The organism is Streptomonospora salina (assembly GCF_014204715.1).
GTDB classification, from domain to species: Bacteria; Actinomycetota; Actinomycetes; order Streptosporangiales; family Streptosporangiaceae; genus Streptomonospora; species Streptomonospora salina.
In genome coordinates, this window is record NZ_JACHLY010000002.1 from 30906 (window position 1) to 54658 (window position 23753).

At 70.7% G+C, this 23753-nt stretch carries 16 protein-coding genes; 7 read left to right on the forward strand and 9 right to left on the reverse strand.

Annotated elements, in window-relative coordinates:
- Positions 1-256: 256 nt before the first annotated feature.
- Positions 257-1288: an NAD(P)-dependent alcohol dehydrogenase gene (locus HNR25_RS23105; protein ID WP_184639824.1), complete on the reverse strand. Its 1032-nt coding sequence runs from the start codon at positions 1286-1288 to the stop codon at positions 257-259.
- A 128-nt stretch (positions 1289-1416) separates the two neighbouring features.
- Here HNR25_RS23105 and HNR25_RS23110 point away from each other — a divergent pair, with 128 nt between their 5' ends.
- Positions 1417-1986: a TetR family transcriptional regulator gene (locus HNR25_RS23110; protein WP_184639826.1), complete on the forward strand. Its 570-nt coding sequence runs from the start codon at positions 1417-1419 to the stop codon at positions 1984-1986.
- A 324-nt stretch (positions 1987-2310) separates the two neighbouring features.
- Positions 2311-2931 carry a Pr6Pr family membrane protein gene (locus HNR25_RS23115; RefSeq protein WP_184639828.1) on the forward strand — a complete coding sequence of 207 codons (621 nt, stop codon included), beginning with the start codon at positions 2311-2313 and terminating at the stop codon, positions 2929-2931.
- A gap of 935 nt (positions 2932-3866) precedes the next feature.
- Here the strand turns inward: HNR25_RS23115 and HNR25_RS23120 are convergent.
- From HNR25_RS23120 to HNR25_RS23130, 3 genes are all read right to left on the reverse strand, one after another.
- On the reverse strand, positions 3867-5318 hold the full coding sequence (locus tag HNR25_RS23120; RefSeq protein ID WP_184639830.1) for a hypothetical protein: 1452 nt from the start codon (positions 5316-5318) through the stop codon (positions 3867-3869).
- Positions 5315-6172: an alpha/beta fold hydrolase gene (locus HNR25_RS23125; RefSeq protein WP_184639832.1), complete on the reverse strand. Its 858-nt coding sequence runs from the start codon at positions 6170-6172 to the stop codon at positions 5315-5317. The genes HNR25_RS23120 and HNR25_RS23125 overlap by 4 nt, the downstream gene beginning before the upstream one ends.
- Before the next feature lie 82 nt (positions 6173-6254).
- Positions 6255-7799 carry a pentapeptide repeat-containing protein gene (locus HNR25_RS23130; RefSeq protein WP_184639834.1) on the reverse strand — a complete coding sequence of 515 codons (1545 nt, stop codon included), beginning with the start codon at positions 7797-7799 and terminating at the stop codon, positions 6255-6257.
- 306 nt (positions 7800-8105) lie between these two features.
- Between HNR25_RS23130 and HNR25_RS23135 the strand changes: the two genes are divergently transcribed.
- A complete protein-coding gene (locus tag HNR25_RS23135; protein WP_184639836.1) occupies positions 8106-8930 on the forward strand; it encodes a class I SAM-dependent methyltransferase in 825 nt (274 codons plus the stop codon).
- 146 nt (positions 8931-9076) lie between these two features.
- On the opposite strand, the gene HNR25_RS23140 is transcribed toward HNR25_RS23135, so the two are convergent.
- Positions 9077-10312 carry an epoxide hydrolase family protein gene (locus HNR25_RS23140; RefSeq protein ID WP_184639838.1) on the reverse strand — a complete coding sequence of 412 codons (1236 nt, stop codon included), beginning with the start codon at positions 10310-10312 and terminating at the stop codon, positions 9077-9079.
- A 481-nt stretch (positions 10313-10793) separates the two neighbouring features.
- Here HNR25_RS23140 and HNR25_RS23145 point away from each other — a divergent pair, with 481 nt between their 5' ends.
- Complete coding sequence (locus HNR25_RS23145) at positions 10794-12044, forward strand: GDSL-type esterase/lipase family protein (protein ID WP_184639840.1); 1251 nt, start codon at positions 10794-10796, stop codon at positions 12042-12044.
- Between the two features lie 37 nt (positions 12045-12081).
- Here the strand turns inward: HNR25_RS23145 and HNR25_RS23150 are convergent, their stop codons facing one another.
- Both HNR25_RS23150 and HNR25_RS23155 read right to left on the reverse strand, forming a co-directional pair.
- Positions 12082-17541 carry an ATP-binding protein gene (locus tag HNR25_RS23150; protein WP_184639842.1) on the reverse strand — a complete coding sequence of 1820 codons (5460 nt, stop codon included), beginning with the start codon at positions 17539-17541 and terminating at the stop codon, positions 12082-12084.
- A gap of 501 nt (positions 17542-18042) precedes the next feature.
- Positions 18043-19032, reverse strand: a complete 990-nt coding sequence (locus HNR25_RS23155) for a GlxA family transcriptional regulator (protein ID WP_184639844.1) — start codon at positions 19030-19032, stop codon at positions 18043-18045.
- A 72-nt stretch (positions 19033-19104) separates the two neighbouring features.
- On the opposite strand from HNR25_RS23155, the gene HNR25_RS23160 reads away from it, so the two are divergent.
- Positions 19105-20412: an MFS transporter gene (locus HNR25_RS23160; protein ID WP_184639847.1), complete on the forward strand. Its 1308-nt coding sequence runs from the start codon at positions 19105-19107 to the stop codon at positions 20410-20412.
- Between the two features lie 191 nt (positions 20413-20603).
- Here the strand turns inward: HNR25_RS23160 and HNR25_RS23165 are convergent, their stop codons facing one another.
- Complete coding sequence (locus HNR25_RS23165; RefSeq protein ID WP_184639849.1) at positions 20604-21221, reverse strand: class I SAM-dependent methyltransferase; 618 nt, start codon at positions 21219-21221, stop codon at positions 20604-20606.
- Between the two features lie 197 nt (positions 21222-21418).
- Here HNR25_RS23165 and HNR25_RS23170 point away from each other — a divergent pair, with 197 nt between their 5' ends.
- On the forward strand, positions 21419-21871 hold the full coding sequence (locus HNR25_RS23170) for a DUF6653 family protein (RefSeq protein WP_221459365.1): 453 nt from the start codon (positions 21419-21421) through the stop codon (positions 21869-21871).
- A gap of 75 nt (positions 21872-21946) precedes the next feature.
- On the opposite strand, the gene HNR25_RS23175 is transcribed toward HNR25_RS23170, so the two are convergent.
- Positions 21947-22876 carry an MmyB family transcriptional regulator gene (locus HNR25_RS23175; protein ID WP_184639851.1) on the reverse strand — a complete coding sequence of 310 codons (930 nt, stop codon included), beginning with the start codon at positions 22874-22876 and terminating at the stop codon, positions 21947-21949.
- A gap of 113 nt (positions 22877-22989) precedes the next feature.
- On the opposite strand from HNR25_RS23175, the gene HNR25_RS23180 reads away from it, so the two are divergent.
- Positions 22990-23706 (forward strand): SDR family NAD(P)-dependent oxidoreductase, encoded by a 717-nt coding sequence (locus tag HNR25_RS23180; RefSeq protein WP_184639853.1) that lies wholly within the window; start codon positions 22990-22992, stop codon positions 23704-23706.
- The last annotated feature ends 47 nt before the right edge of the window (positions 23707-23753 follow it).

The following is a 23753-nucleotide window of genomic DNA, read 5'->3' on the forward strand; positions in this document are numbered from 1 at the left end:
CCGATCGCCCCTCCACGACCCGGGGCCGGACGGGCACCCTCGACGCGACCGCAGGACCTCCCCGGCGTCGGTCACGGTGACCACGGCGACGTGGTCGGCGCGGGTGGCCCCGGTCCGGGGCGGTCTGGTCGGGCCGGTGGCCGGCGCCCTGGACCATGACGATGCGGGAAAGCCGCAGGGGCGGAAAGGAACAGTGCTGCAAACCCGCCTCATGGCCGACCGGCGAGTCGGGGCGGATCCCGTCGGAACGGGACGATCATCCGGTGAGGTCCAGAACGAATCGGTGGCGTACGTCGTTGCGAGCGAGGCGGTCCAAAGCCTCGTCGAGACGGTCGGGTGTGACCCTCTCGACGTCGGCGGTGATGCCGTGCTCGGCGCACAGGTCGAGCATCTCCTGGGTTTCCGGGACTCCACCGCTGCCGGATCCGGCGAGGCTCTTGGCCCCGGGGATCAGGCTCATCGGGTCGACACGCAGCGCCTCGGGCGTAATCCCGACCAGGCAGAGAGTGCCGTCGATGCCGAGCGTGTCGAAGTAGGGGCCGAGTTCGTGCGGCGCGCCGACGGTGTCGAGGATGAAGTCGAACCGGCCGGTCTGGGCCGCCATCTGGGAAGCGTCGGTGGACACGACGGCATCCTCGGCGCCGAGGGCCAGCGCGGTCTCGGCCTTGCCGGGCGAGGTGGTGAAAACGCTGACTTCGGCACCCAGCGCCCGGGCCAGTTTCACCCCGACGTGCCCCAGACCGCCGAGACCGACCACCCCCACGGCCGTCCCCTGCCCGACGCCCCGGCGCCGCAGCGGCGAGTAGGTGGTCACGCCCGCACACATCAGTGGCGCCACCTCGGCCGGGTCGAGCCCCTCGGGCAGTCGGTAGACGAAGTGCTCGTCGAGCACATACTCCGACGAATAGCCGCCCTGCGTGGTGTTGCCGGACCCGTCCGATCCGCCGTAGGTCAACGTCACCTGGGCGCACCAGTTCTCCCGTCCCGCCCGGCAGGCCGCGCATCGCCCGCACGAGCCGACGATGTTGCCGACCGCCACCTGGTCACCGATCGAGAATCGCGAGACCCCCGACCCGACCTCAGTGATCTCGCCGACGATTTCATGCCCGGGCACCAGCGGGAACGCCGTCGGACCACCACCACGGACCGCGTCCAGATCACTGCCGCAGATTCCGCAGTGGTGGATCCGTACGGCCACATCGCGGTCACCGACATCGCGTCGGGCGAAGTCCCAAGGCCGGAGCGCTGCCCCCGGCTCGCCGGCGGCCCATCCACGCGTCATGCGCATCGCGTTCCTCCACAACCATGCCGGTCGTCAACTCGACGACCAAAAACAAACTAGTTAGTTACTACCGCGGCCGAGAGTAGTCGACACATGCGGGGAAAACAAACTAACCAGTCTGTATCCTTGCGGGCATGGGTGATGGACAGGCAACACGACGCAGGCTGTTCGACGCGGCGACCGCCGAATTCACGCGGCACGGGATCGCCGGCGCGCGGGTCGACCGCATCGCCGAGGCGGCACAGGCCAACAAGGCCCAGCTGTATGCCTATTACGGCAGCAAGGATCAGCTGTTCGACACGGTGTTCCACGAGCACCTCCGACTGATCGTGGACGTGGTCCCGATCGACGCGACCGACCTCGCCGACTACGCGGTACGCCTCTACGACGCCTACCTCCGACACCCCGAAATCGTGCTGCTGGCCACCTGGGCCCGGTTGGAACGGGCCCCGACCGGGGATCTGCTGGCGGCCGCCTCCGAGGACGTAGCCCGCAAGCTGGCCGCGATCGCCGACGCTCAGCGCGACGGCCTAATCACCACCGAGCTCGAGCCGTCCGAGGTCTACTCGATGGTCATCGCGATATCGATGACCTGGTCACCGGCCAGCACGACCTATACCGCATCCGCCGACGAGGCCCCCGCCGTGCACGAACGGCGCCGCCACGCCCTCGCTGCGACCGTGCGCCGGGCCTTCACTCCGTAAACACCCAGTGGCGACGGGATCGGCAGCCTGCGCGCCAGGCGCTTGGGGCCGGCGCGGATGCCCGGCGCCGACCGCGGCCGGGCGCGGCGGTGGCGCCCCTGGCGGTTTCCCGGAAACCCCGGGGACGCGAACAGGAGCGGTGCGCACGTCGCCCCGGCAGCACCGTTCGCCGGGGTGAACGCGGTGGTCGCAGCGCCCGGACGGCACGGTCGGGACTCATGGCGTGTCGGGCCGGTATCCGGAACGTGGGAGGGTGAAGTGCCCGACAGCCTTCCGGTTCCAGCGGGTCTGTTGCGGTCTGGAACCCTTCCCCTGGGAGCGGCCATGTCCCCTGACCTCGCTTACGGCGCTTCCCGCAATGCTCGATTCGTGCTCATCGCCGTGGTGGGCGTAGGGGTGGGAAGCCAGATACTCCAACAGGTCGATCCGACGTTCTTCCTCCTCTACTTCACTGTGCAGTCCGCGCTGCTGTGCGGGCTCAGCCAGGGAGCGCTGCTTCTGCACGCACGATCGGCCGTGTGGGAGCGAGCACGTGACGCTTCCTGCGCGGCGCTGCTGCTGTCCACCGTCGTGCACCTGACGGTCATTCTTCCGCAGCGGCCTCTGGCCTTCGCCGACGGCGCAGCGGTCTGGATCGCGACGGTATGCCTGCACGGTGTCCTTCCCGCCCTCGCCGTGGCGGACTTCCTGCGGTCGGCCAGGCGCCGCCCACCGCGCTCCGCGGATGTGTTCCGGGTCTGGCTTCCGCTTCCCGTGGGGTACCTGGTGCTCATCGTCGTGCTGGCGAGCGCAAGTGTCGCCGCTCCCCCGTACGACTTCCTACGACCGGGGATCGTCGGTTGGCCCGTTGCCGTCGCCGCCTGCGTGGCGGCCGCTGCTCTCTTCGTCATCCTCGGACTGGTCCTGGTCGCCGCCCACCGGCGTCTCGCTCGCGCCTCCGGGTGAGGAATCCTGCCGGCGTCGGCTCTTGCGGATCTCCCAGACGTCGGCGAACGCGGGGTCGCGGAACACCTCCATCCGATCCGTGACGAAGGTGAACAGCGCCGTGCCGTCGGTGGGGGCCGTGCGGCGGCTGAAGTTCTCGATCACGTCGATTCGGCGGCGCAGCTCTTTCTCCTCCAGCGCCAACAGGTCGGTGAAGCTGCATCCGGTGTACTGGGCGAGGGCCCGCATGTTCCCCCTCGACCGTTCGACGGCGTGCAGCCAGCTCCGGAACTCTTCCGTCCGGGGCACCGCCTCTTGAGGCTTCGCGGCCGGACGCCAGGGAAGCAGGGGGGACGCGCGCCGCGCCTTCGCGGGCTTGGCGAACAATCCTTCCAGGCTGTCGAGGAGATGTTCCAGATGGAACGGAACCTCCTCCAGGGACTCGGCGAACCGGCCGGTGCGAGACGGAGCCGAGTCCGGTGTGTCCCGTGTTCCCGAAACCAGCTCGTGCAGTTCCCTGCCCTGCCTCTTCGGGTGCACGATCCGATCCGCCCCCAGAACCCACGCACAGGCCGCCGCGTACAGTTGCTCCCCGGACGAGAAGCGGTCGGTGCCGAAGAAAGCCACCGTGCGTTCGGCGGCGTTGTGCTCGTGCAGCCCGACCAGGGCACCCAGGCCGGTCAGCGGTTCTTCTCCCGGAAGCGCCCCCGCCGTCGGGTTCTGCGGGATTCCGATGCGGGCGAGCCAGTGGGGGACCCGGTCCACGTGCTCCTGACCGGACAGCGGATCCAGCAGCACCGTGCTGGAGGTGTCCATTCTCAGGGCCGCTTCCAATCCCGATCGGGTCGCATCCACGCGCGTGACCGCCGCTGTCGTGTCCAGTTGCCGCTCGACCCGGCTGGCCAGCGTCTCGTTCTCGGTGAACAGCAGGACCGGTGGGCGGGCGTCTCGACGTTTCACAGCCAGACCTTCCTCATCACCCAACTGACTTTGACGGCCAGTTTCCGGATCGTCTCGTCCTCGTCGACCGACACCTCCACCTTGTGGGCATACGCGTTTCGGTCGCCGTGCACGTCTTTCAGGGAAACGAGTTCGTTCTTGTTCACGTGCTCGACGATCTGTTCGTGCCTGCGGGAGTCCGGGGTCGTGAGGTTGGCGTTGGCGACGGTCAGGTAGAGCCGCACGTACTCGTCCACCTCGTTGTTCATCTGGTCGCCGAGCACGACGGTGAAATTGCCGAGTCTGCTCTTCAGGTGCCGGCACAGGCATTCCAGGATGGTCTCGGCGATCCTGTGGTCCTCCGCATGGATCGCCTGGACCAGTACGGTGCGGCTCACGCCCCCGATCTCGGGGTTTCTTCTCCGCAGCTCGTCGGCGGCGGATCGCAGAATCTCCTGCGCGGGAACGACCGCCGGTGCGCTGCCGGCGGTAACGTCACCGATGAGGCGCTTTTCGGTCGCGCGCAGACTGCGGACCGCTTCACTGATGTCGTCCAGGCTCGCCCCCGCCTCGATCTTCTCCTCGACGCCGTCGATCCGCTCGTTCAGCTTGCGCAGCACCCAGCGGCTGGTTTCCCGCAGTTCGTGTACGGTTTCGCCGACCATCATGTCGTGGGCCGCTGAGAGCACCCGCTCGTTCTCCAGGACCCGCAGGCTCAGAGCGATCGGCAGGAGACTGACCAGGGCGACGAGTACCAGGCTTTCCGTCTCCGCGGGCCAGGGGGGAGACAGCGGAGACCAGGGCCCCGCCGCGGCCTGGCCGGAGGGGGCGGGACCGGGGAGCAGCTGGAAGAGCACGACTTGGGCCACCGCCACCACCAGACCCAGGCCGATACCGATGAAGGGGCGCGCCCGGCACAGAAGCCGCCAGCCGAGCGTTCCCCCCTCCCGGTTGTAGAAGGGTGCGTCGATGAGCACGGCGCCGAGCCCGGAGTTGATGTAGAGCATCGCCAGCAGCAGCGCCACGACCTTCACGAGCCCCGACTCGGCCGGCAGGAGGAAGGTGACCGCGAGGATGTTGAGCACGCATGCGACGAATCCCAGCAATCCGGTGATGTTGATCAGGTAGCTCCGGCGCCACCGGGCGTCTCCGAATACGCGGTGTCCCCAGCTTCGGGAGAGGGTGTGGCGCCTGGTGTGCCGCTCGCCGGCGATCTCCAAGACCCCCTGCAGGAGGCTCGCGGCCACGGCGATGCCGGCCAGGAAGGCCCACGGATTGGCCTCGGGGCTGCTCAGGTACCAGCCGAAGACGGCGGCGATGCCGATGGCCAGCGCTGTCCGGGTGAGGAAGGCGCGGTAACCGTCGTAGCGGTTGATCCGGGTGGCGACGACGTTGAGGACCCAGTCCTTGGCGTGCGGGGGGACATACAGCGTCTCGCGCCACGTCCTCTGGCTCTGTGCGGTGGTCACCACGCCCCTCCTTCTCCGCTGCGCGGCTCCTCGGGCGCGGTGCCGGCCAGCAGCGCGGTCATCCTCTCGACGTGCGTGAGGGAGTGCCACAGTGCGTGATGGGCCCCGGTCAGGCGATGCAGGCGCGGCCGTCCCCCGGCGCGGTCCGCGACGCCGGCGAGACGCGTAAGGGCGTCGGCGGGCGTGAACCGGCTGGCGTCTCCGTAAACCACGTCGACCGGCAGTCCGGGGCAGAGCCGCAGGATCCCGGCCACATCGCGGGGGAGCTCGCCGCAGGACAGTCCCAGGATCATGGCGCGCATGTCGCTACCGCTGGGCCGGGGAAGCACGCCCGGGGCGGTGCGGTCGGTGGGCGGTACCGCCCAGTCGATCCTGCGGTTGAGGCCGAGGTAGTCGTCCACTTTGGCGGCCTCTGCGCTGTTCGCCAGTCCGAGGCGGGCCAGGGACCACCGCCGGGCCGCGACGGGTTCGACCAGTACGAGACGTTCCAGGGAGCCGACGAGTCCCTGTTCCAGTACCAGGCGTCCTATGGCCGCGGCGCTCGATGCGCCCAGGGAGTAGCCCATGACCGATACCCGGTGGTCGCCCAGCTCGGAGACGGTGCCCAGCGCGGCTTCCACCATGTCCGCGGCCAGGGGGCGGAAGTCGCCTCTCTGGAGGGACCTGCGTTGTAGCGCGTTCAACCGGGCCTGGGAGTACCCGTATCCGGGGGTGTCGACGACCAGGATCCGCCATCGCAGCGCCGCGGCGATCAGCCGGAAGCGCTGGATCTCGAAGTCGTCCACACAGCCCCGGTAGCCGAGGGCGGCCAGCACCAGCGGGGCCTCTTCGCCGGGGTCGGGGGGTTCGATCACGCACGTCCGCAGCGTGTCCGGGCCGCCGCGTATCATGCGCCACTGGACGCGGGCGGAAACCCGTGGTTCCGGGATCACGTCGCTACCTCTCATTCGTCCGGTCGTTCGCCGGGCCGTGGGGGATCCACGTCCCGTCCGGGTTCTGGGCTACGGCTTTTTTGAGCCATACCGGCGCTTCAGGGGAGAGCACGACGGTGGCGGAGTCTCCCCCGATCAGGATCCCCTTGCTCCGCAGGGCACCGCCGTCTTTCACCGTCAGCTCCCCTTCGTTGACCCGTTTGTCCGTGGGGTCGGTGTCCTTTCCGGTGAGGAAGAACTCGCCGCCGGTGATCTCCATACCGTCCAGCCAGAGATCCACCTCCCGCCCCGCGGGGAGTTCGAAATCCACGGAACCGCCCTCGATTTTCACCCCGTTCAGGTAGGACATGTTCCTTCCGGTCGATTCGGCGGCGATTCTGTCCAGGCTGTGCCTGCCGGAGACGAAACGAGCTCCGCTGAAGTCGATCCCGCCGGCCGTCACCATGCTCTGGAAGATGGATTCCGTGCAGCTGAAGACCGCGTGTGAGAAATCGGCACTCAGGCCCTCTTCCGTTTCGTGTTCGAATCGGACTCTATCGAACGAGGTGCGACCGCTGGCGAAGTGCGCCTCGCGAAACACGACGCGGCCGCGGAACACGGAATCCGAGAAATCGGCCTGGTGGAACACCGCCCCGGTCATGTCGAAGTCCAGATTGCTCCATGAGTCCGTCTCGGAGGCTTTGGGCCGGCAGTGGTTGCGGATGAGGCGGATGATGGTGAGGTTCACCTCGTGCGCCGCCCGGATCTGGATCCGGTCCGAACCGTCCTGCGCTCTGCCCGTCCGCGGAGGAGAGGAGTCTCCGTCCCATTCGGCGAGGTCCCTGTGCGGCGTGCGGAGGTAGGAGCACAACTGGTCGACGCAGTTCTGCTTGTACTTCTCCGACGGCGCGCTGTCGGCCAGGAGGGCGAGGTGCTGGGCTCCGGCGAGGCGGACGGTGGGGTGCTCGGCGCTGAGCTGGCCCACCGCCGTGGAGAAGAGGTCGGCGAAGTGCTTCACCTGTTCCCGGCCCTCCGCCTCCGTCCCGAGTTGTTTTCGGTAGGTGGTGACCAGGATGACGACGGCGCTGAGGACGGCGGACAGGGAGAATATCCGGACCAGCAGTTTTTCCGCCTGCCCTGCCCCCAGGGTCTCGGGGATGTCCACGGCCGGGCCGTCCAGGACGATCCAGGCGGCGAGGACACCGATACCCGAGGTGTAGAAGAAAAGAAACAGAATGAGGACTACGGATACCCACAACGGGATGGCCGCGTCTTTTCCCTCCCGGGTTGTGGCATAGATCCTGGCGTAGGCCCATACGGCTACGCTGGCGATACCGCAGGCGAAGAGAGCGACGGCCACGGACGCGGTCGCCGGGTTGAGCGCTTCGTTGTCTTCGATCTGCTGCCACAGTTCCGGCCCTCGAATGAAAAGAGCGAGGCACGAAAGCGCGGCCACAGCGAGGACCAGAAGGTGCGGAATCTGATAGGGAGCGAATCGCCCCCATGCGCTGGCCGCCCTACTGGATATACGCATCCGAAGCGACACAGGCCTCTCGTAGCGGTCGCCCATGGCAAGGAACGCTACAGGCGGGGCAAAGTTTTGTGAAGCGCCTATTGCACGATTTGTTGGCCCGTGTTCCCCGGGTCCGCTTCATGTAAGAAACTTTCCGCGGGCGGAGATCCTTCGTGGATCTCCGCCCGCGGGGATCGGCCGGTGCGCCGGACGCGGGAAGGAAGGGACCGGTTCGGTCGGGACGCTACCCCCACGCGTACGCGACGGTTGCCCGTACCCGGGCCCGCCGCCCGCGGCGGGCCGGGGTACGTCGACGCGAAAACCGATTGCCGCGAGCGCGGGGCCGCTTCTAGAGTCCTGCAAATGGATACGCGTGCCGATTCCGACGCCCACGTCGAGGACAACCGCCGCTACTGGGACGAACGGGTGCCGATCCACGTCGCGAGTCCCTTCTACGACCTACCCGGGTTCCGCGCCGGCGACGAGGACTTCGACCCGTTCCAACTCGAGGAGATCGGCGACGTCGACGGGCTGGAACTGGCGCACCTGCAATGCCACATCGGGTTGGACACACTGGCCTGGGCGCGCCGCGGCGCCCGTGTGACCGGTCTGGACTTCTCCGCACGGGCGATCGAGGCGGCGACCGGGCTCGCCGAAGAGATCGGGCTCGCCGACCGCGCCCGGTTCGTCGCCGCCGACGCCCTCGACGCTGCACAGGCGCTGGGCCGGCACCGGTTCGACCTCGTCTACACCGGCGCAGGCGCCCTCATGTGGCTGCCCGACATCAACCTCTGGGCCGCGGCGGTGGCGGCGCTGCTGCGCCCCGGCGGGCGGCTGTACCTCGCCGAGTTCCACCCGCTGACCGGCGTCCTCGACGACGACCACGGCGCGACGGCGGTCGCGGACTACTTCGCCCGCACGGCCCGCACCTACCGATCCCCCGGCTCCTACGCCGACTGGAACGCCGAAACGGTCCACGACACCGCCACCGAGTGGCACCACACCCTCGGCGACGTCATCAGCGCCCTCGCCGGCGCCGGGCTGCGCATCGAGTTCGTCCACGAGCACGACACCATCCCGTTCCAGCGCTACGGCGCCCTCGTCACCGACGGCGGCCGCTTCCGCTACCCCGACGGCGCCGCCGGCCTCCCCCTGATGTACTCGCTGTCGGCCACCGCCCCGCACTGACGCCGCCCTTCCCCCGTGACGGCAGCGGCGGGTCGCGGTGCGGCGGCTGCGCACAGGAGAGCGGCGACGGTTCGGGCGTCGTGATACGGGATGCGTGTGCACACGGCACAGCACAGCAGCTGTGCCGGAATCACGAGACGGATCGTTCAGGGCCGGTGTCCGCGGAAGGTGCGGCGCAGATCGCTCACCCAGGCCTCGGGGTTCTCCCAGGGGATGAAGTGGCCGCCGCGGTCGTGGGCGTTGACGTTGACATGGTTGAACCAATCGGCCTGCGGGCCGGCCTTGAACGCCCGGACGCGCTCGGCGGCGGTGTGGATGCCGGGCGGGTTCTCGTAGGTGACGAAGGTGAGGCCGACCGGGGCCTGAACGACCGGGGTGCGGTCGTGGGCCGGGGTCCAGGGATAGCGGTTGGCGTTGTCGTAGTAGCGCATCGATGTGGCGATGGAGTTGTTCACCCAGTAGATCGTGGCGTGGGTGAGCAGGTCGTCCTTGGTGAAGACCGACTCGACGTCGCCGCCGTTGTCGCTCCAGGCGTTCCAGCGCTCCAGCAGCCAGGCGAGCAGTCCGGCGGGTGAGTCGCTCAGCCCGTGGGCCAGGGTGGCGCCGTCGAGCATGTGCACGGCGAGGTGGGACGCCGAGCGGTTGTCGAGCTCGATGATGCGGGCGCGGACGTCGGCGGGCTGGTCGTCGGTGAGGGACCGGTTCCGAGCGAAGTCCCAGGCGCGGGGACCGGTGAAGAAGTCGAGCGGCAACCCGGAACCGATGTGGATGCCGTACAGTTCGTCGGCGTACTTGTGGCCGAGTTGGCTGGAGACGATCCCGCCGATGTCGCATCCCCCGGCGGCGTACTTCCCGTATCCCAGGGTCTCGGTCATCAGGGTGTGCCAGACGTCGGAGACTTTCCAGAAGTTGACGTCCGAAAAGCCGGTGAGCGGTCCGGGGAAACCGAAACCGGGAAGGGACGGCACGATGACGTCGAACGCGTCGGCGGGGTCGCCGCCGAACGCGGCCGGATCGGCGAGCGGGTCGATCACCTTCGACCAGTGCCAGAACGTCCACGGCCAGCCGTGGGTGAGGATCAGCGGGATCGGGCGAGGGCCGCGGCCGGGCTTGCGCATGAAGTGCACCGGGACACCGGCCACGTCCACCTGGTAGTGCTCGTAGGCGTTGATGGCGGATTCGGCAGTGCGCCAGTCGTATCTGTCCCGCCAGTAAGCGACCAGCTCACGGAGATAGCTGTCCGGAACGCCGTAGGACCAGTCCTCATTGCCCTCGTCCAGCGGCGGACGGGTCGATGCGAGACGGACGCGCAGGTCATCGAGGACCTCGTCGGACACATGGATCGGGGCGGGCTCGGGGGACACGGTGCGCGGGGCGGTCATGGCGCGGTCCTCACCGGGTGGGGGAAACGGCGACCTCGGTCTCCCGGGCGGCGATCCGGGACGTTCGAGGAGTGCGGGCAGCGACGCGGCGCGTGTCCGCCGACGGTGCGGGGCGATCCGGCCGACCAGTGCGCCAGGCCAGCGATGCGCTCCTTTCGCCGCGATCCGACCACTGGCGCGGACACGCAGCGGCTCTGCCGACGTGACGTTGTCCATCACCGTGCCCGGCACGGTTTCCGAGGGTATCGATCCTGTCGGCCCTGGGGGAGAACCAGGATCTGACCGGACCCGGCCGGGTGTCGGCTCGCGGGGCCGCACCGTCGGCGTCGTCGGGATCGCCCGGGGCGTCGCAGCCCACCGGGCATCTCCGGCAGGAGGCAGGAGCAGCGGTCGAACACGCTGATGTGGCGGCCGATGAACGGCGACCGCCCGGTTCGGTTCCGCCGTGCGCAGGGGGACGCGGGTTGACACGATGACCCCCATGACCGACCGCCGTACCTTCGCATTCGATCCGTCCGGCTACTCCGGGAGCGGATCCCCGCCGTCCGGAACCGGCTGGACCACCACGCCCGTCACCGCCGACCTGCTGCGCGGCGCCGCCGACGTCGAGCCCACCGAGCACGGGGTGCTGCCGCACCGGCTGCCCGCCCGAGCCCGCGCCCAGATCAGCGACGCGCCCTTGACCACGGCCGAAGCCCAACCCTCCGGGGTCCGGTTGGCGCTGCGCACCCGTGCCTCGACCGTCGAACTGGATGTTCTGCGCACCACCCTGGCCTACCACGGCGGCCCGCCCCGCCCCGACGGCGTCTACGACCTGCTCGTCGACGGGCGCTTGGCCGGGCGCGCCAGTGCGACCGGCGGGACCGTGCAGACCGTGGACATGGCCACCGGCTCCACCTGGACCCGCCCCGGCCCGGTCGGCACCGTCGGATTCACCGGCCTGGGCGCACAGGTCAAAGACATCGAAATCTGGTTGCCCTACAACGAGGCCACCGAACTCTGCGCGCTGCGCACCGACGCCTCTGTCGAAGCGGCGCCGCGTCGGGGCGGGCGGGTGTGGCTGCACCACGGAAGCTCGATCAGCCAGGGCTCCGACGCCGCGAGCCCCACCACGACCTGGCCGGCGCTGGCCGCCGCCCTCGGCGGCGCCGAGCTGATCAACCTCGGCCTGGGCGGCAGCGCCCTGCTCGACCCGTTCACCGCCCGCGCGATGCGCGACACCCCGGCCGACCTGATCAGCGTCAAGGTCGGAATCAACCTGGTCAACGCCGACGCGATGCGCATGCGCGCCTTCAGCCCCGCCGTGCACGGGTTCCTCGACACGATCCGCGAGGGCCACCCCGACACCGCACTGCTGGTCGTCTCCCCCATCCTGTGCCCCATCCACGAGCACACCCCCGGCCCCACCGCCCCCGACTTCGCCGGCCCGGGCGACGGCCGGATGCGGTTCGCGGCCACGGGCGACCCGGCCGAGAGCGCCGCAGGGAAACTGACGCTGACCACCGTCCGCGCCGAGCTCGCCCGCATCGTCGCGGAGCGGGCCGCCGACGACCCCCGCTTGCACCACCTCGACGGCCGCGAGCTTTACGGTGAAGCCGACGCCGCCGAGTTGCCGCTGCCCGACCTGCTCCACCCGGATCCGGCCGCCCACCGCCGTATCGGCGCGCGTTTCGCCGACGCGGCTTTCGGCGCCGGCGGTCCGTTCGCCGCTCCCGGCCCCCGCCGAGCGTGACCGCGCGGGAACGACGCGGCGGGGGCCGGAAACGGCGTCAGCCCTGTCCGGCCTCGATGGCTTCGATGATGCGCGGGCGCAGATCCGCGGCCTCGACGACCGCGTCGACCGATCCCATCTCGACGGCGCGGTGGACGTCGTGCACACCGTCGAACTCCGCGGCCACCTCGCCGAGCTTCTCCGCGCGCACCGACGAGCGCAGCTCGTCCAGCTCGGCGGTCAGCGCAGCGCGGTCGGCGCCGGAAGCCGCTTCGGCGCGGGCTTCCAGTTCGCGCATGCGATCGTCGGCGGCGGTGCGGGAGTCGACCTCACCGGAGAACACCACCGCGGCCGCCGGCGCCCCGCCCAGCACCGAAGCGTAGGAGCCCTCCACCGCCAGCACCGTCATATCCGGGTTCAGCGCCTTGGAGAACACCACGAACGCGCCGCCGTGATAGCGCGAGATCACGCAGAACACGATGGGACCGTCGAAGTTCACGATCGCGCGGCCGATCTCGGCGCCGTACTCCAGCTGGAGTTTGCGCATCGACTCCGGCGAACCGTCGAAGCCCGACAGGTTGGCCAGTACCACCAGCGGCCGGTTGCCGCTGGCGGCGTTGATGGCGCGGGCGGCCTTCTTGGACGAGCGCGGGAACAGGGTTCCGGCGGTGTAGGCGTCGGGGCCGTCGGTGGGCGGGAAACCGCCGCGGGGCACCGACCGCGACTCGATGCCCAGCAGGCACACCGGCATGCCGCCCATGTGGGCGTCCTGCACGGCGGCGGTCTCGGCGTCGGCCATGTTGGCCCAGCGCTCCAGCACCGGGTGGTCCTGGTCGGAGACCGCCCGCATCACGGTGCGGATGTCGAAGGGCTTCTTGCGTTCGGGGTTGGCGTCGGCGGAGAAGATCTCGCCGACGGTGGTGAAGTCGCTGCCTTCCACCGCGTGGGGGAAGGCGCACACGTCGCGGTCGGCGGGATCGGAGGTGGCGGACCGGCGCGGCGCGCTCTCGCCGGGGGCGACGTAGGTGTGGTCGTAGTGGTGCATCAGTACGTCGCGCGCCCCGGCCAGGTCGGGCGCCCAGTACTGCGCCTGCCCGTTGGGGCCCATCACCCGGTCGTAGCCGCCGATGCCGAAGTTGTCCTCGGCCGAGACGCCGCCGGAGAAGTCCAGCGACTGCTTTCCGGTGAGCACCATCGCCGAGTCCGGAGTCATCACCAGCACGCCCTTGGTGTGCATGAGCATGGTGGCTTCGGCGTTCCAATACGGCTGGGCGCCGACGTTGATCCCGGCGACCACGACGTTGATCTCGCCGCCGTCCTGGGTGAATTCGACGATGCGCTTGAGGGCGGCGGCCACCCAGTCCATGTTCTCGGTGCCCGATTCCATCGAGATGCGGGCGCCGGCCGACAGCGCGTACCACTCCAGCGGCACGCCCATGCGCTCGGCCAGGTCCAGGGCGGCGATAACGCGGCGGCATTCGGGTTCCGACAGTGCCCCCAGCGACTTGGTGGGGTCGCCCAGCAGCACCACCCGGGTGACGCCCTGGCGGTGGCGGCGGGTGGGGGTGGTGACCACGCCGGCGACGATCGCGGCGCTGTTGCGGCCCTTGGGGCGGTCGACCGGCGCCAGCGCGTTGTCGTCGTCGAGGTCGTGCTCGGTGAAGTCGCCGAGCAGGCCGGTGAGTTCGTAGGGGTAGACGGTGTTGCGGCGGGCGGCGCGCAGCACTTTCTGCCGGTAGTCGTCCAGCGGCTGGACGGGGTCGGTCGGGGGCGGGCCGACGGTCAGTTCGGTGTGGCCGGTGGCGTCGAAAGTGACGCGCACGCTGGTCTTGGTGAGTTCGCCGGTGGCGGGGTCGCGCCAGCGGGCGATCACCAGGATCTCCTCCAGGCCGGCGCCGGCCGTGGTGGGCAGCACGCGGTCGGCGATGGTCTGCAGCTCGGTGCGGGTGATCTCGGCCGGCGGCCAGACGTAGACCACGATCCGGTTGGTGTCGAAGCGCTTCTTGGCGGGACGGCGCGACCGGGCGCGGCGGATGGCGTCCAGGCAGGCGGCGACGGCGTTCTCGGCGGTGGGCAGGGCGACCAGCCGGCCGTCGTTCTCGCGCAGCTCGGTCAGGTCGCGCACCTGGGTGAACGCGACGAGGCGTTCGTCGGAGGGGGTTTCGCGGGCCGCGGCCTGGAACAGGTAGACCTCTTCGTCGGCCGAGGGCAGCCGGGTGAGGTCGAAGTGGCGCAGCCGCTCCATCTGCATGCGCTGGGCGATGTAGGGGTGCAGGCCGCGGATGAGCCGGTCCTCGGCCATGCCGGTGCCGGAAGGGCGGAAGGTGAAGTGGTGGTGCATCACCGCGCCGCTGCGGCCGGCGACGGTGGCGGTGAGCCGGCGCACCCCCGCCGGCAGCGGGTGCCGGGCCAGCGCGTCGGCCAGGGCCTGGGCCATGTCCTCGGAGTCGTCGGGCTGGTGCTCCCAGGCGAGGTAGATGTCGGCGTCGACCGCGGATTCGTCGCCGGCGAGCTCGGCCAGTCCGCGCAGGGCCTGGCTCAGGTCCGTGAAGCTCACCGCGGCCGAGGCGACGCTGGAGTCGGCGCGCCGGGCGACGGTGAAGGTGCAGTCGGCGGCGGTGCGGGTGCGGACGTCGGCCAGGCCCTTGTTGCCGTAGTAGCGCCGCGTCAGCACCTCCAGCATGACGGTGTTGTCCCGGTTGTCGCGGGCCAGGCGCCGGCCCAGCAGCCGCACGAGGGGCTCGGTGCTGGCCACCATCTCGGCGATGCGCTCGTCGCGGTCGGGGGCGTCGGGGTGGGCGTCCAGGTGGCGCAGGTGCTTGCGGACGCCGGCGTAGACGCGGGCGCGGTTGCGGCGCAGCAGCGGCTGGCCGAACCAGGCGAACACGACGCCGCGTGCCAGGTCGGCGACGGCGGGGAAGCGCACCTGGGTGGCCGAGATCAGGTGTTCCAGCACGCGCCCGGCGGGTTCGCGCAGGTGTTGGTCGGGCGGCGGTTCGGTCAGCCAGGCGCGCAGCAGCGCGGTCACGGCTCCGGCGTCGGAGGAGGCGCGCTGCTGGGCGAGGAAGATCCGAAAGACCGCGGCTTCCAGTTCCGGGGTGCGTTCCACGTCGGTGACGCCGTAGTGGCCCAGGGCCGTGGCGAGCTTGGTCACAAACGCCTGCGGAAGCCCGGCCCGGTCGACGTCGAGGCTCTGCAGGTAGGTGTGGAAGTGCTCGCGGGGGCTGTGCACCCGGGTGTCGGCGCCGCCGTCCTCGCCGGCGGGGCGGTTGCGGCTCAGTTCGGCGAGGTCGGCGAAGACCTCGACCAGACCCAGCTCCTCTTCCAGCGCGCGGTGGCCGTCGGCGGTTCCCTCCGGGCGGGCGGCCAGGTAGTCCTCCAGCACTCTGCGCTGGTCGTGGGGGTCCAGGTCGTATCCCAGCAGCAGGCTGCGCAGTTCCTCCCGGCCGCGGGCCAGGCGCTCGTGCAGCGGCACGTCCGCCGACGCGGCGGGCAGGTCCAGATCCACCGGGGCTTCGGGGGCGTCGCCAGCGGTGTCGGCGTCGCCCAGCGGCTCCAGCCGCAGCAGCGGCGCGCCGGCGGCGACCTGGCTGCCGATGGACACGACGCTTTCCTTCAGCCGGGCTGTGAACGGCGCACGCAGCACCGTCTCCATCTTCATGCTCTCCAGCACCAGCACGGGTGCGCCCGCTTCGACCTCGGCGCCGGGCTGCAGCGGTGTGGCCACAACGAGGGCGGGTGCGGGCGAGCGGATCACGCCGCCTTCGTCGCGGCTGACGCGGTGGGTGACGCCGTCGACCTCGACCAGGTGGGTGGGGCCGTGGGTGCCGATGAGCAGGCGGTAGCGGGCGCCGTTGACGCTGATGTGGCCGGTGTGGCGGTCGAAGCGGTCGATGACGACGTCGGCGGTGCGCACGTCGGGTCCGGTTTCGACGCCGACGCGGAACCGGTGGGCGCCTACGCGCGCCACGCGCACCCGGTAGCCCACGCCGCGCAGTTTGAGATCCAGCGGGCGGCCGCTTTCGTGGCGCACCTGCGGGCGGCCGCCGAAGGCGGTCGACAGCAGCCGCTGGCGCTCGACGCGCTCCTCTTCTTCGTAGGACTCCACGGCGGCGGCCGCCAGGGCCACGCCGGAGTGGCGGTCGGAGACCAGGCCGCCTTCGGCGCGCACGCGGTCGATCCAGCCGGTGTCGGCGGTGGCGCCGACGACCTCGGGGCGGCCGAGCAGGTCCAGAACGAAGCTCTTGTTGGTGGCGCCGCCCTCGATGACGACGGTGGTGTGGGCCATGGCCCGGCGCAGCCGGCCCAGAGCCTCGTCGCGGTCGCGGCCGTAGGCGATGACCTTGGCGATCATCGAGTCGAAGTCGGTGGGGATGGTGTCGCCTTCGCCGACACCGGTGTCCACGCGGATGCCGGGGCCGGCGGGCAGGTCCAGGTGGGCGATGCGGCCGGGGCAGGGCGCGAAGTCGCGGTCGGGGTCCTCGGCGTTGAGGCGGGCTTCGACGGCGTGGCCGCGCTCGGCCGGGGGATCGCCCTCCAGGGTGCCGCCCGAGGCCACGTGCAGTTGCGCCTTGACCAGGTCGAATCCGGTGGTGGACTCGGTGATGGGGTGCTCGACCTGAAGGCGGGTGTTGACCTCCAGGAACGCGAACAGCTGCTCGCCGGGGTGGTAGAGGAACTCTACGGTGGCGGCGCCGCGGTAGTCCACGGCCACGGCCAGGCGTTCGGCGGAGGTTTTGAGCTCGGCGGTCTGGTCGGGGGTCAGCACCGGGGAGGCCGACTCCTCGATGATCTTCTGGTTGCGGCGCTGCACCGAGCAGTCGCGTACGCCCAGCGCCCAGGCGGTGCCCTGGCCGTCGGCGATGACCTGGACTTCGACGTGGCGGGCGCCGGTGACCAGGCGCTCCAGGAACACCACGCCGCTGCCGAAGGCGCGCTCGGCCTCCTGGCGGGTGCGTTCGTAGGCGTCGTCGAGCTCGTCCGGTCCGGTGATCACGCGGATGCCGCGGCCGCCGCCGCCCGCGGCGGCTTTGAGCATCAGGGGGTAGCCGATGCGCTGCGCCGCTTCGCGGGCGCCGTCGAGGGTTTCGACGGGGCCGCGGCTCCAGGGCGCCACCGGAACGCCCACCTCTTCGGCAAGGAGTTTGGCGCCGATCTTGTCGCCGAGTTTGCGCATGGCCTCGGCACTGGGGCCGATGAAGGTGACGCCGACCTTGTCGCACAGTTCCGCGAACGCGGGGTCCTCGGCGACGAAGCCCCAGCCCACCCATGCGGCGTCGGCGCCGGTGTCCACGAGTGCGCGCTCCAGTACCGCCGTGTCCAGGTAGGGGCGGTCGGCGGCGGCGCCGAGCTCGTAGGTGCGGTCGGCTTCGCGGACGAAGGCGGCGGCGCGGTCGACGTCGGTGTGCAGGGCCACCGTCTCGATCGGCGTCCCGGTTTCGGCGGCCAGGTCGCGGACGGCGTGGACGAGCCGCATGGCGGCTTCACCGCGGTTGACGATGGCGATACGGCTGAACACCCGAGAGAGCCCTTCTCGCTGGAGCGGATGATGACGATGCGCGGGGGGAGGTGCGGCACGGGTGCCGCGTTGTCCAACTCTGCCGTGCTACCGGCCGGTAGTGCCATGTCGTACCCAACGGAGCCGACCGGGGCCGCGTTGTGGGAATCGTCCAAAAGCCTCGGGTGGCCGACCGGCCCGAGGTGTGCGGGTTCACAGCTGCCGGGGCCGGTCCGTGCCGCTGTTCGCCGCCTCCGGCGGTCACCGCGGCCAGCATAGCCCGGCGCTTTCAGTGCGGGTACGGCGTGTGCCTTCCCGGCGGTGGGCCGGCCGGCGCCTAGCTCGACCGGTTATGGGTGCTGGGCTTCATCGAGCGCGCGGATTTTTCTGTCGTAAGGCCCTTTCGATGGTGATTTCCGCGCGGTCGATGAAGCGCCGGGCCGGTGGGCCGCGCAGCGAACACCGAGCTTGTCATGGTGCGCGGCCGCGGGTCGATCGCTGCTGTGAACCGGTGGCCCGGATCTATGTGCACGAAGGGCGGAACGTACTCCGATACGCGCTGGGCGACATACCCAGTTGCGCCTGTAGATGCTGGCGCAGAGAGGCTGTGGTTCCGAATCCGGATTCTTCGGCCACCCGATCGACGGGAAGGTCTGTTTCCTCCAGCAGCCTCCGGGCTCGTTCGACGCGCTGCTGGGTCAGCCATTGCAGCGGTGACACTCCCACCTCGTCCCGAAAGCGGCGGGTGAAGGTGCGGACGCTCATCGACTCCTGGGCTGCAAGGTCGCACAGGGTCAGCGTTTGGTCGAGATAGGACAGCGCCCAGGCGCGCGCACGGCCGGTGGCCGAGCGTTGCGGTTCGGGAGGGGCGGACCTGATGAACTGTGCCTGGCCGCCATCGCGGTGGGCAGGCACAACAGCGCTGCGAGCCACGTCGTTAGCCACAGTGATCCCGTGATCCTTGCGGATCATATACAAGCACAGATCGATCCCGGACGCCTCCCCGGCAGCGGTCAACACAGCACCTTCGTCGACGTAGAGCACATTGGGATCGAGCTCGATCGTCGGATACAGGCGCCGGAACCGCGCAGCCGAGTTCCAATGCGTGGTTGCCCTTCGGCGGTCGAGCAGCCCCGCCCCCGCAAGAACGAACGCGCCTGTACAGATCGAAGCGATGCGGGCGTGGGCGGGTATGTGCGCCAGTGCCGCAAGCAGTGGCTCGGACAGTCGTCCGTCGGCGCGGGGCTCGTAGTCCTCGTCGGACGCCGGCACGACCACGGTGTCGGCCTCGGCGAGAGCCTCCGGCCCATGGGAGACGGACACGGCGAAATCGGCGGTCGTACGCACATCGCCGGCAGCGACTGCGCACGTCACCACCTCATACAACCGCTCTTCGTCGGCGGTCCTCGCTTGCGCGAAGAGTTGGTGGACGATGCTCAGCTCCATCGGCAGCAGGCCCTGGCGGACCAGGACGGCGATCCGGTGCCGACCGGGGTACAGGAAAGCGCTCATGGCTTGATTCTTGCACATGTTGACTGACAGGCCACTCGTGTCCGGCCACGGTACGTCGCCACGATGGTCGGTATGACCCAGACACGGCAGCCGCACGCAACTGAGAACCGTGGCGTCCCCAAGGTGCACCGCGCCTGGTGGGTCGCGCTCGTCACCGGACTTGTCATCCTTGTGAGCGGGTGGTCCACAGGCATGCCGGACGTGCTGACGAATCCGCTCCGTGACGAGTTCGGCTGGTCGCGCGGCACGATCGGCTTCGCGTTCGCGGTGAACATCATGCTGTACGGACTGACCGCCCCGTTCGCCGCCGCGCTGATGGACCGCTTCGGCATCCCGCGGGTCGTCGCCGGTGCATTGATGATCATGGCGGCGGGAGCGGCGCTGACCGCGCTGATGACGGCCTCCTGGCAGCTGGTCCTCGGCTGGGGACTCCTCGTGGGGATGGGAACCGGATCCCTGGCGCTGACCTTCGCGGCTACCGTCACCAACCGTTGGTTCATTGCTCGGCGCGGCATAGTAAGCGGCGTCCTCACCTCGGCCAGCATGTTCGGCGGCATGGCGCTGCTGCCGCCTCTGGCGTGGTTGGTCACGAGCTTCGGCTGGCGTGTCGCGGTGGCGGCCGTAGGGCTGTCGGCCCTGGCCCTGGTGCCGCTCGTGTGCCTGATTCTGCGCGATCACCCCGGCAACCTGGGCATGAAGGCATACGGCGCCGCCGCGTTCACGCCGGCGCCTCCGCGCGTATCGGGTGCCGGGCGCCACGCTCTTCTGCTGTTGGGCGAAGCAGTCAAAACCCGACCGTTCCTGTTGCTGATAGCAACTTTCGGGGTCTGCGGCGCATCGACCAACGGGATCATGATGACCCATTTCCTCCCGGCCGCACACGACCACGGGATGCCTATAACGGTCGCTGCGACGCTGCTTGCGGGAATGGGAGTGTTCAACGTCATCGGCGCGGCCGGGTCCGGCTGGCTCACGGACCGCATGAGCGCACCTCGGCTGCTAGCGGCCTACTACTTCTTGCGAGGAGTGTCTCTGCTACTGCTCCCGCTGTTCATGGCGTCGACCGTGCAGGCCCCGATGATCGTGTTCGTCATCGTTTACGGATTGCTCGACCTCGCAACCGTGCCACCGACGATCGCCCTGTGCCGCGAGTTCTACGGGAACGCGAACGGTTCGGTCATCTTCGGTTGGGTCAGCGCGGCCCATGCCCTCGGCGCGGCGGCTGCGGCGTTCCTCGGGGGCGTGGCCAGAGAGCTGCTCGGCGCCTACACCGTGGTCTGGTTCGGCGCGGGAATGCTCTGCGTGGTCGGTGCACTCGTGGCGCTGGCGATCAGGCGGACACAGTCGACTTCGGCTACCGCCGTACCGGAAGCCGAGTGACATGGGATCCGGCGATGCATCGTCGGACAGCCCCGGGGCACGCCAGGTCCCCTGGTAAAGCGGGAACCCCTCGCCCAGGCCGATTCCCTTGCTCCGGTTCGCGCCTTCAGCAGAGCCGCACCGGCCTCAGGCGGCCGGTCAGGAACCGTGTCGGCGCTGTGGTTCCGGCGCCGGCGCCGGCGCCGGCCCGCTCAGCTGCGGCGGTGCACGCTGACGGCGTAGCCGCCGCCGGTGTAGGCGTCGCCGTCCCAGGTGGCGTGGCGGCTGACGGGCGCGAGCCCGGCCCGGTCGCACCAGGTGTCGTAGTCGGCCAGCGATACGGGTGCCTGCTCCAGCGGCAGGTGGTCGGCGTCCAGGCCGAACCCGGCCACCAGCAGCCCGCCGGGCCGCAGCAGCGACGCCAGCGCGGCCACGACCCCGGGCTCGGTGCCGGGCGCCAGCAGCGGGACGACGTTTCCCGCCGCCACCGCCATGTCGAAGTCCGGCTCCAGCCCCAGGTCGGCGACCTCCGCCAGGTCGGCTTCCAGCCATGTCATCTGCGGCGCATGGCGGCGCGCCTCGACCAGCATGGAGGGGTCGGCGTCCACGCCGACGCACGTGTGCCCCGACTCGGCCAGCCGGACGGCGACGCGGCCGGTACCGCATCCGGCGTCCAGCACCCGCGCGGCCGGATCCAGCAGGCTGGCGCAGAACCGCGCCTCGCCGTGCACGTCGGCTCCGGAATCGGCCAACGCGGCGAACCGGGCGGCATAGCGCGCGCCGCCCTGGCCTCCGGTGAGCTCGGCCCACCGGTTCCCGTGATCCTGCACTGTCCCGCCGCCCTCCTCCTCGAACGCTTCACCCCGACGCTACCGCCGGCGACGCGCTGCGCGCGGCGCGGGTGTCGAACGCACCCGCCGGATTCGGGGCGGGTGCCCCCAGCGTGCCGCGCGGTGTGCGGGGAAGGCTGGTCGGCGCCGCACTACGCGGCACCACCGCCAGGCCGCCGACGACGACGGGAGCCCGCATGGCCGCCGAACCCCCGAACGCCTTCGCGCGCATCCGCCGCACCGTCTTCGCCCGCCACAGCAACCCCTGGAGCGCATGGACCCGGTGGGCCACCACACCCCTGGTCCTGGTCCCGGTGTGGACCCGCGACTGGCGGCACGCGGCCGCCGTCGCCGCCTGGATGGCGGCCAATACCGTCCTCTTCCCCGCGCCCGCCGATGACAGCGCCTGGTCCACGCGCGCGATGCTCGGCGAGGAGCAGTGGATCACCGACACTCCCCACGACGCGGCGCTGGCCGTGCAGACCGCGGGATCGGCGGCGACGGTCGCCGCACTCGTGGCGGCCTACCGCCGCCGCCCGGCCCCCGCGGCCGCGGCCGCGGCCGCCGCGATGGGCCTGACGATGCTCTACTGGCAGCAGATGACCCGCTACTACGACCCCGGCCGCGCCGAGGAGACCGCCGCGGACTGAGCCGGGCCCCGCGCCGCTTCCCCGCAGCGGGGCCGGGCCTCTCCGATACGGTTCCTCGAGGCGGTCCCGGCGCGCTCAATCGCCCGAGCACCGGCGGTCGGTGACCGGTGCCGCCGGGTGGTCGGAGGCGGGGGGCTCACTCATCTCTCGAGTCCCGATGACGCCGAGCAGCCGGAGTTTGTCGGCGCCCTCGGTGCCGGGATCGGCGGTGTAGAGGACGACGTGGTGGCCGCCGCCGGGGGCCTGGAGCACGTCGCAGTCGAGGTCGATCGGGCCGACGTCGGGATGATGCACGGTCTTGGCGTCGGTGGTGTGCACACCGATCGCGTGGGAATCCCACAGTTCGGCGAAGCGCGGGCTCGCACCGTGCAAGTCGGCGGTCAGCGAGCGCAGGCGCGCGTCGCGCGGGTAGCGGGCGCAGGCGGCCCGCAGGTCGCCCACCACGGCCCGCTCGAAGCGCTCCCGCTGTCGGGCGGTGTGGCTGACACGGGCGGGAAGACCCGTGAAGTGGCGCCAGGCCACGTTGTGGTCCCGCTCGGCCGGTCCGGACAGGACACCGCCCATCAGCGCGGCGAACAACCGGTTGGAGGCGACCAGGGTCCAGGCGGCGTCGTAGACGCTGACCGGCGAGTCGTCCATCCGCTCCAACAGGCGCAGCACACTCGGTGCCGGGTGCGCGGGCGCCTCGCCGGCGTCCGGCTCACGCCGGCCCGCAAGGGCGAACAGGTGGCGGCGCTCCTGGGACCCCAGCCGCAACGCGCGCGCCAGCGCGGCCAGGACCTGTGATGAGGGCGAGGTCGCGCGGCCCTGCTCCAGCCGCACGATGTAGTCGGGTGAGACCCCCGCGTGTCGGGCGAGCTCCTCGCGCCGCAGTCCCACGGCCCGGCGGCGGCGCCCCGCGACCAGACCGACGGTCTCGGGGGCGATCCGCTCCCGCCAGCCGCGCAGCGCGGCCCCCAGCTGTCCGGGGCGGCCGCCGCCGCTCGCGGCGCCGTGCTGAGTCATGACTCCACTCTAGGCTCGGCCGGGCGCCGGGCGGCCGCGGCGTCCTGGTACCGCCTTTCCCAGGAAAAGGCGTGTCCTGTCTGGGCGGATGCGCTGCGGCGATGCTGGCGTGTATGACGACAACGACGACACTGATCACCGGCGCCACCCGGGGAATCGGTCTGGAGGCGGCCCGCCGCCTGTCCGAGGCCGGGCACCGCGTGCTGTTGGGCGCCCGCGACCTCTCCCGGGGCCGGGAGGCGGCCCATCGGGTGGGCGCCCACCCCTTGATGCTCGACGTCACCGACGACGCCTCGGTGGAGGCGGCCGCCCAGCGGGTGGCCGACGAGGTCGGACGGCTCGATGTGCTGGTCAACAACGCGGGCATCACCGGGGCGCTGCACACCTGCGCCGACGAGATCACCGCTGCGGACCTGCTCGCCTGCTACGACACCAACGTCTTCGGCGCCGTCCGCATGATGCACGCCTTCACACCGCTGCTGCGCAAGAGCGCGCGGCCCGTCGTGGTCAACGTCAGCAGCGGTCTGGGGTCGCTGGCCGCGGCCACCGATCCCGGCGCCCGCGCCGAGTTCACGCCGACGTGGATCCCGGTTCCCGTCTACGCCTCGTCCAAGGCGGCGCTGAACATGGTCACCGTGCAGTACGCCCACGCCCACCCCGAGATGCGTATCAACGCCGTCGACCCCGGACACACGGCCACCGACTTCAACGGCCACGCGGGCCCGCAGACCGTCGAGGAGGGCGCGGAGATCGTCGTGCGCATGGCCGACGCCGGCAGCGACGCCCCGACCGCCGGCTACTTCGCGGCCGCGGGACCGGTTCCGTGGTGAGCGGCGGCGCTGCGGCCGCGGGGGCGCCGCGGCGGGCGGAGATGGTC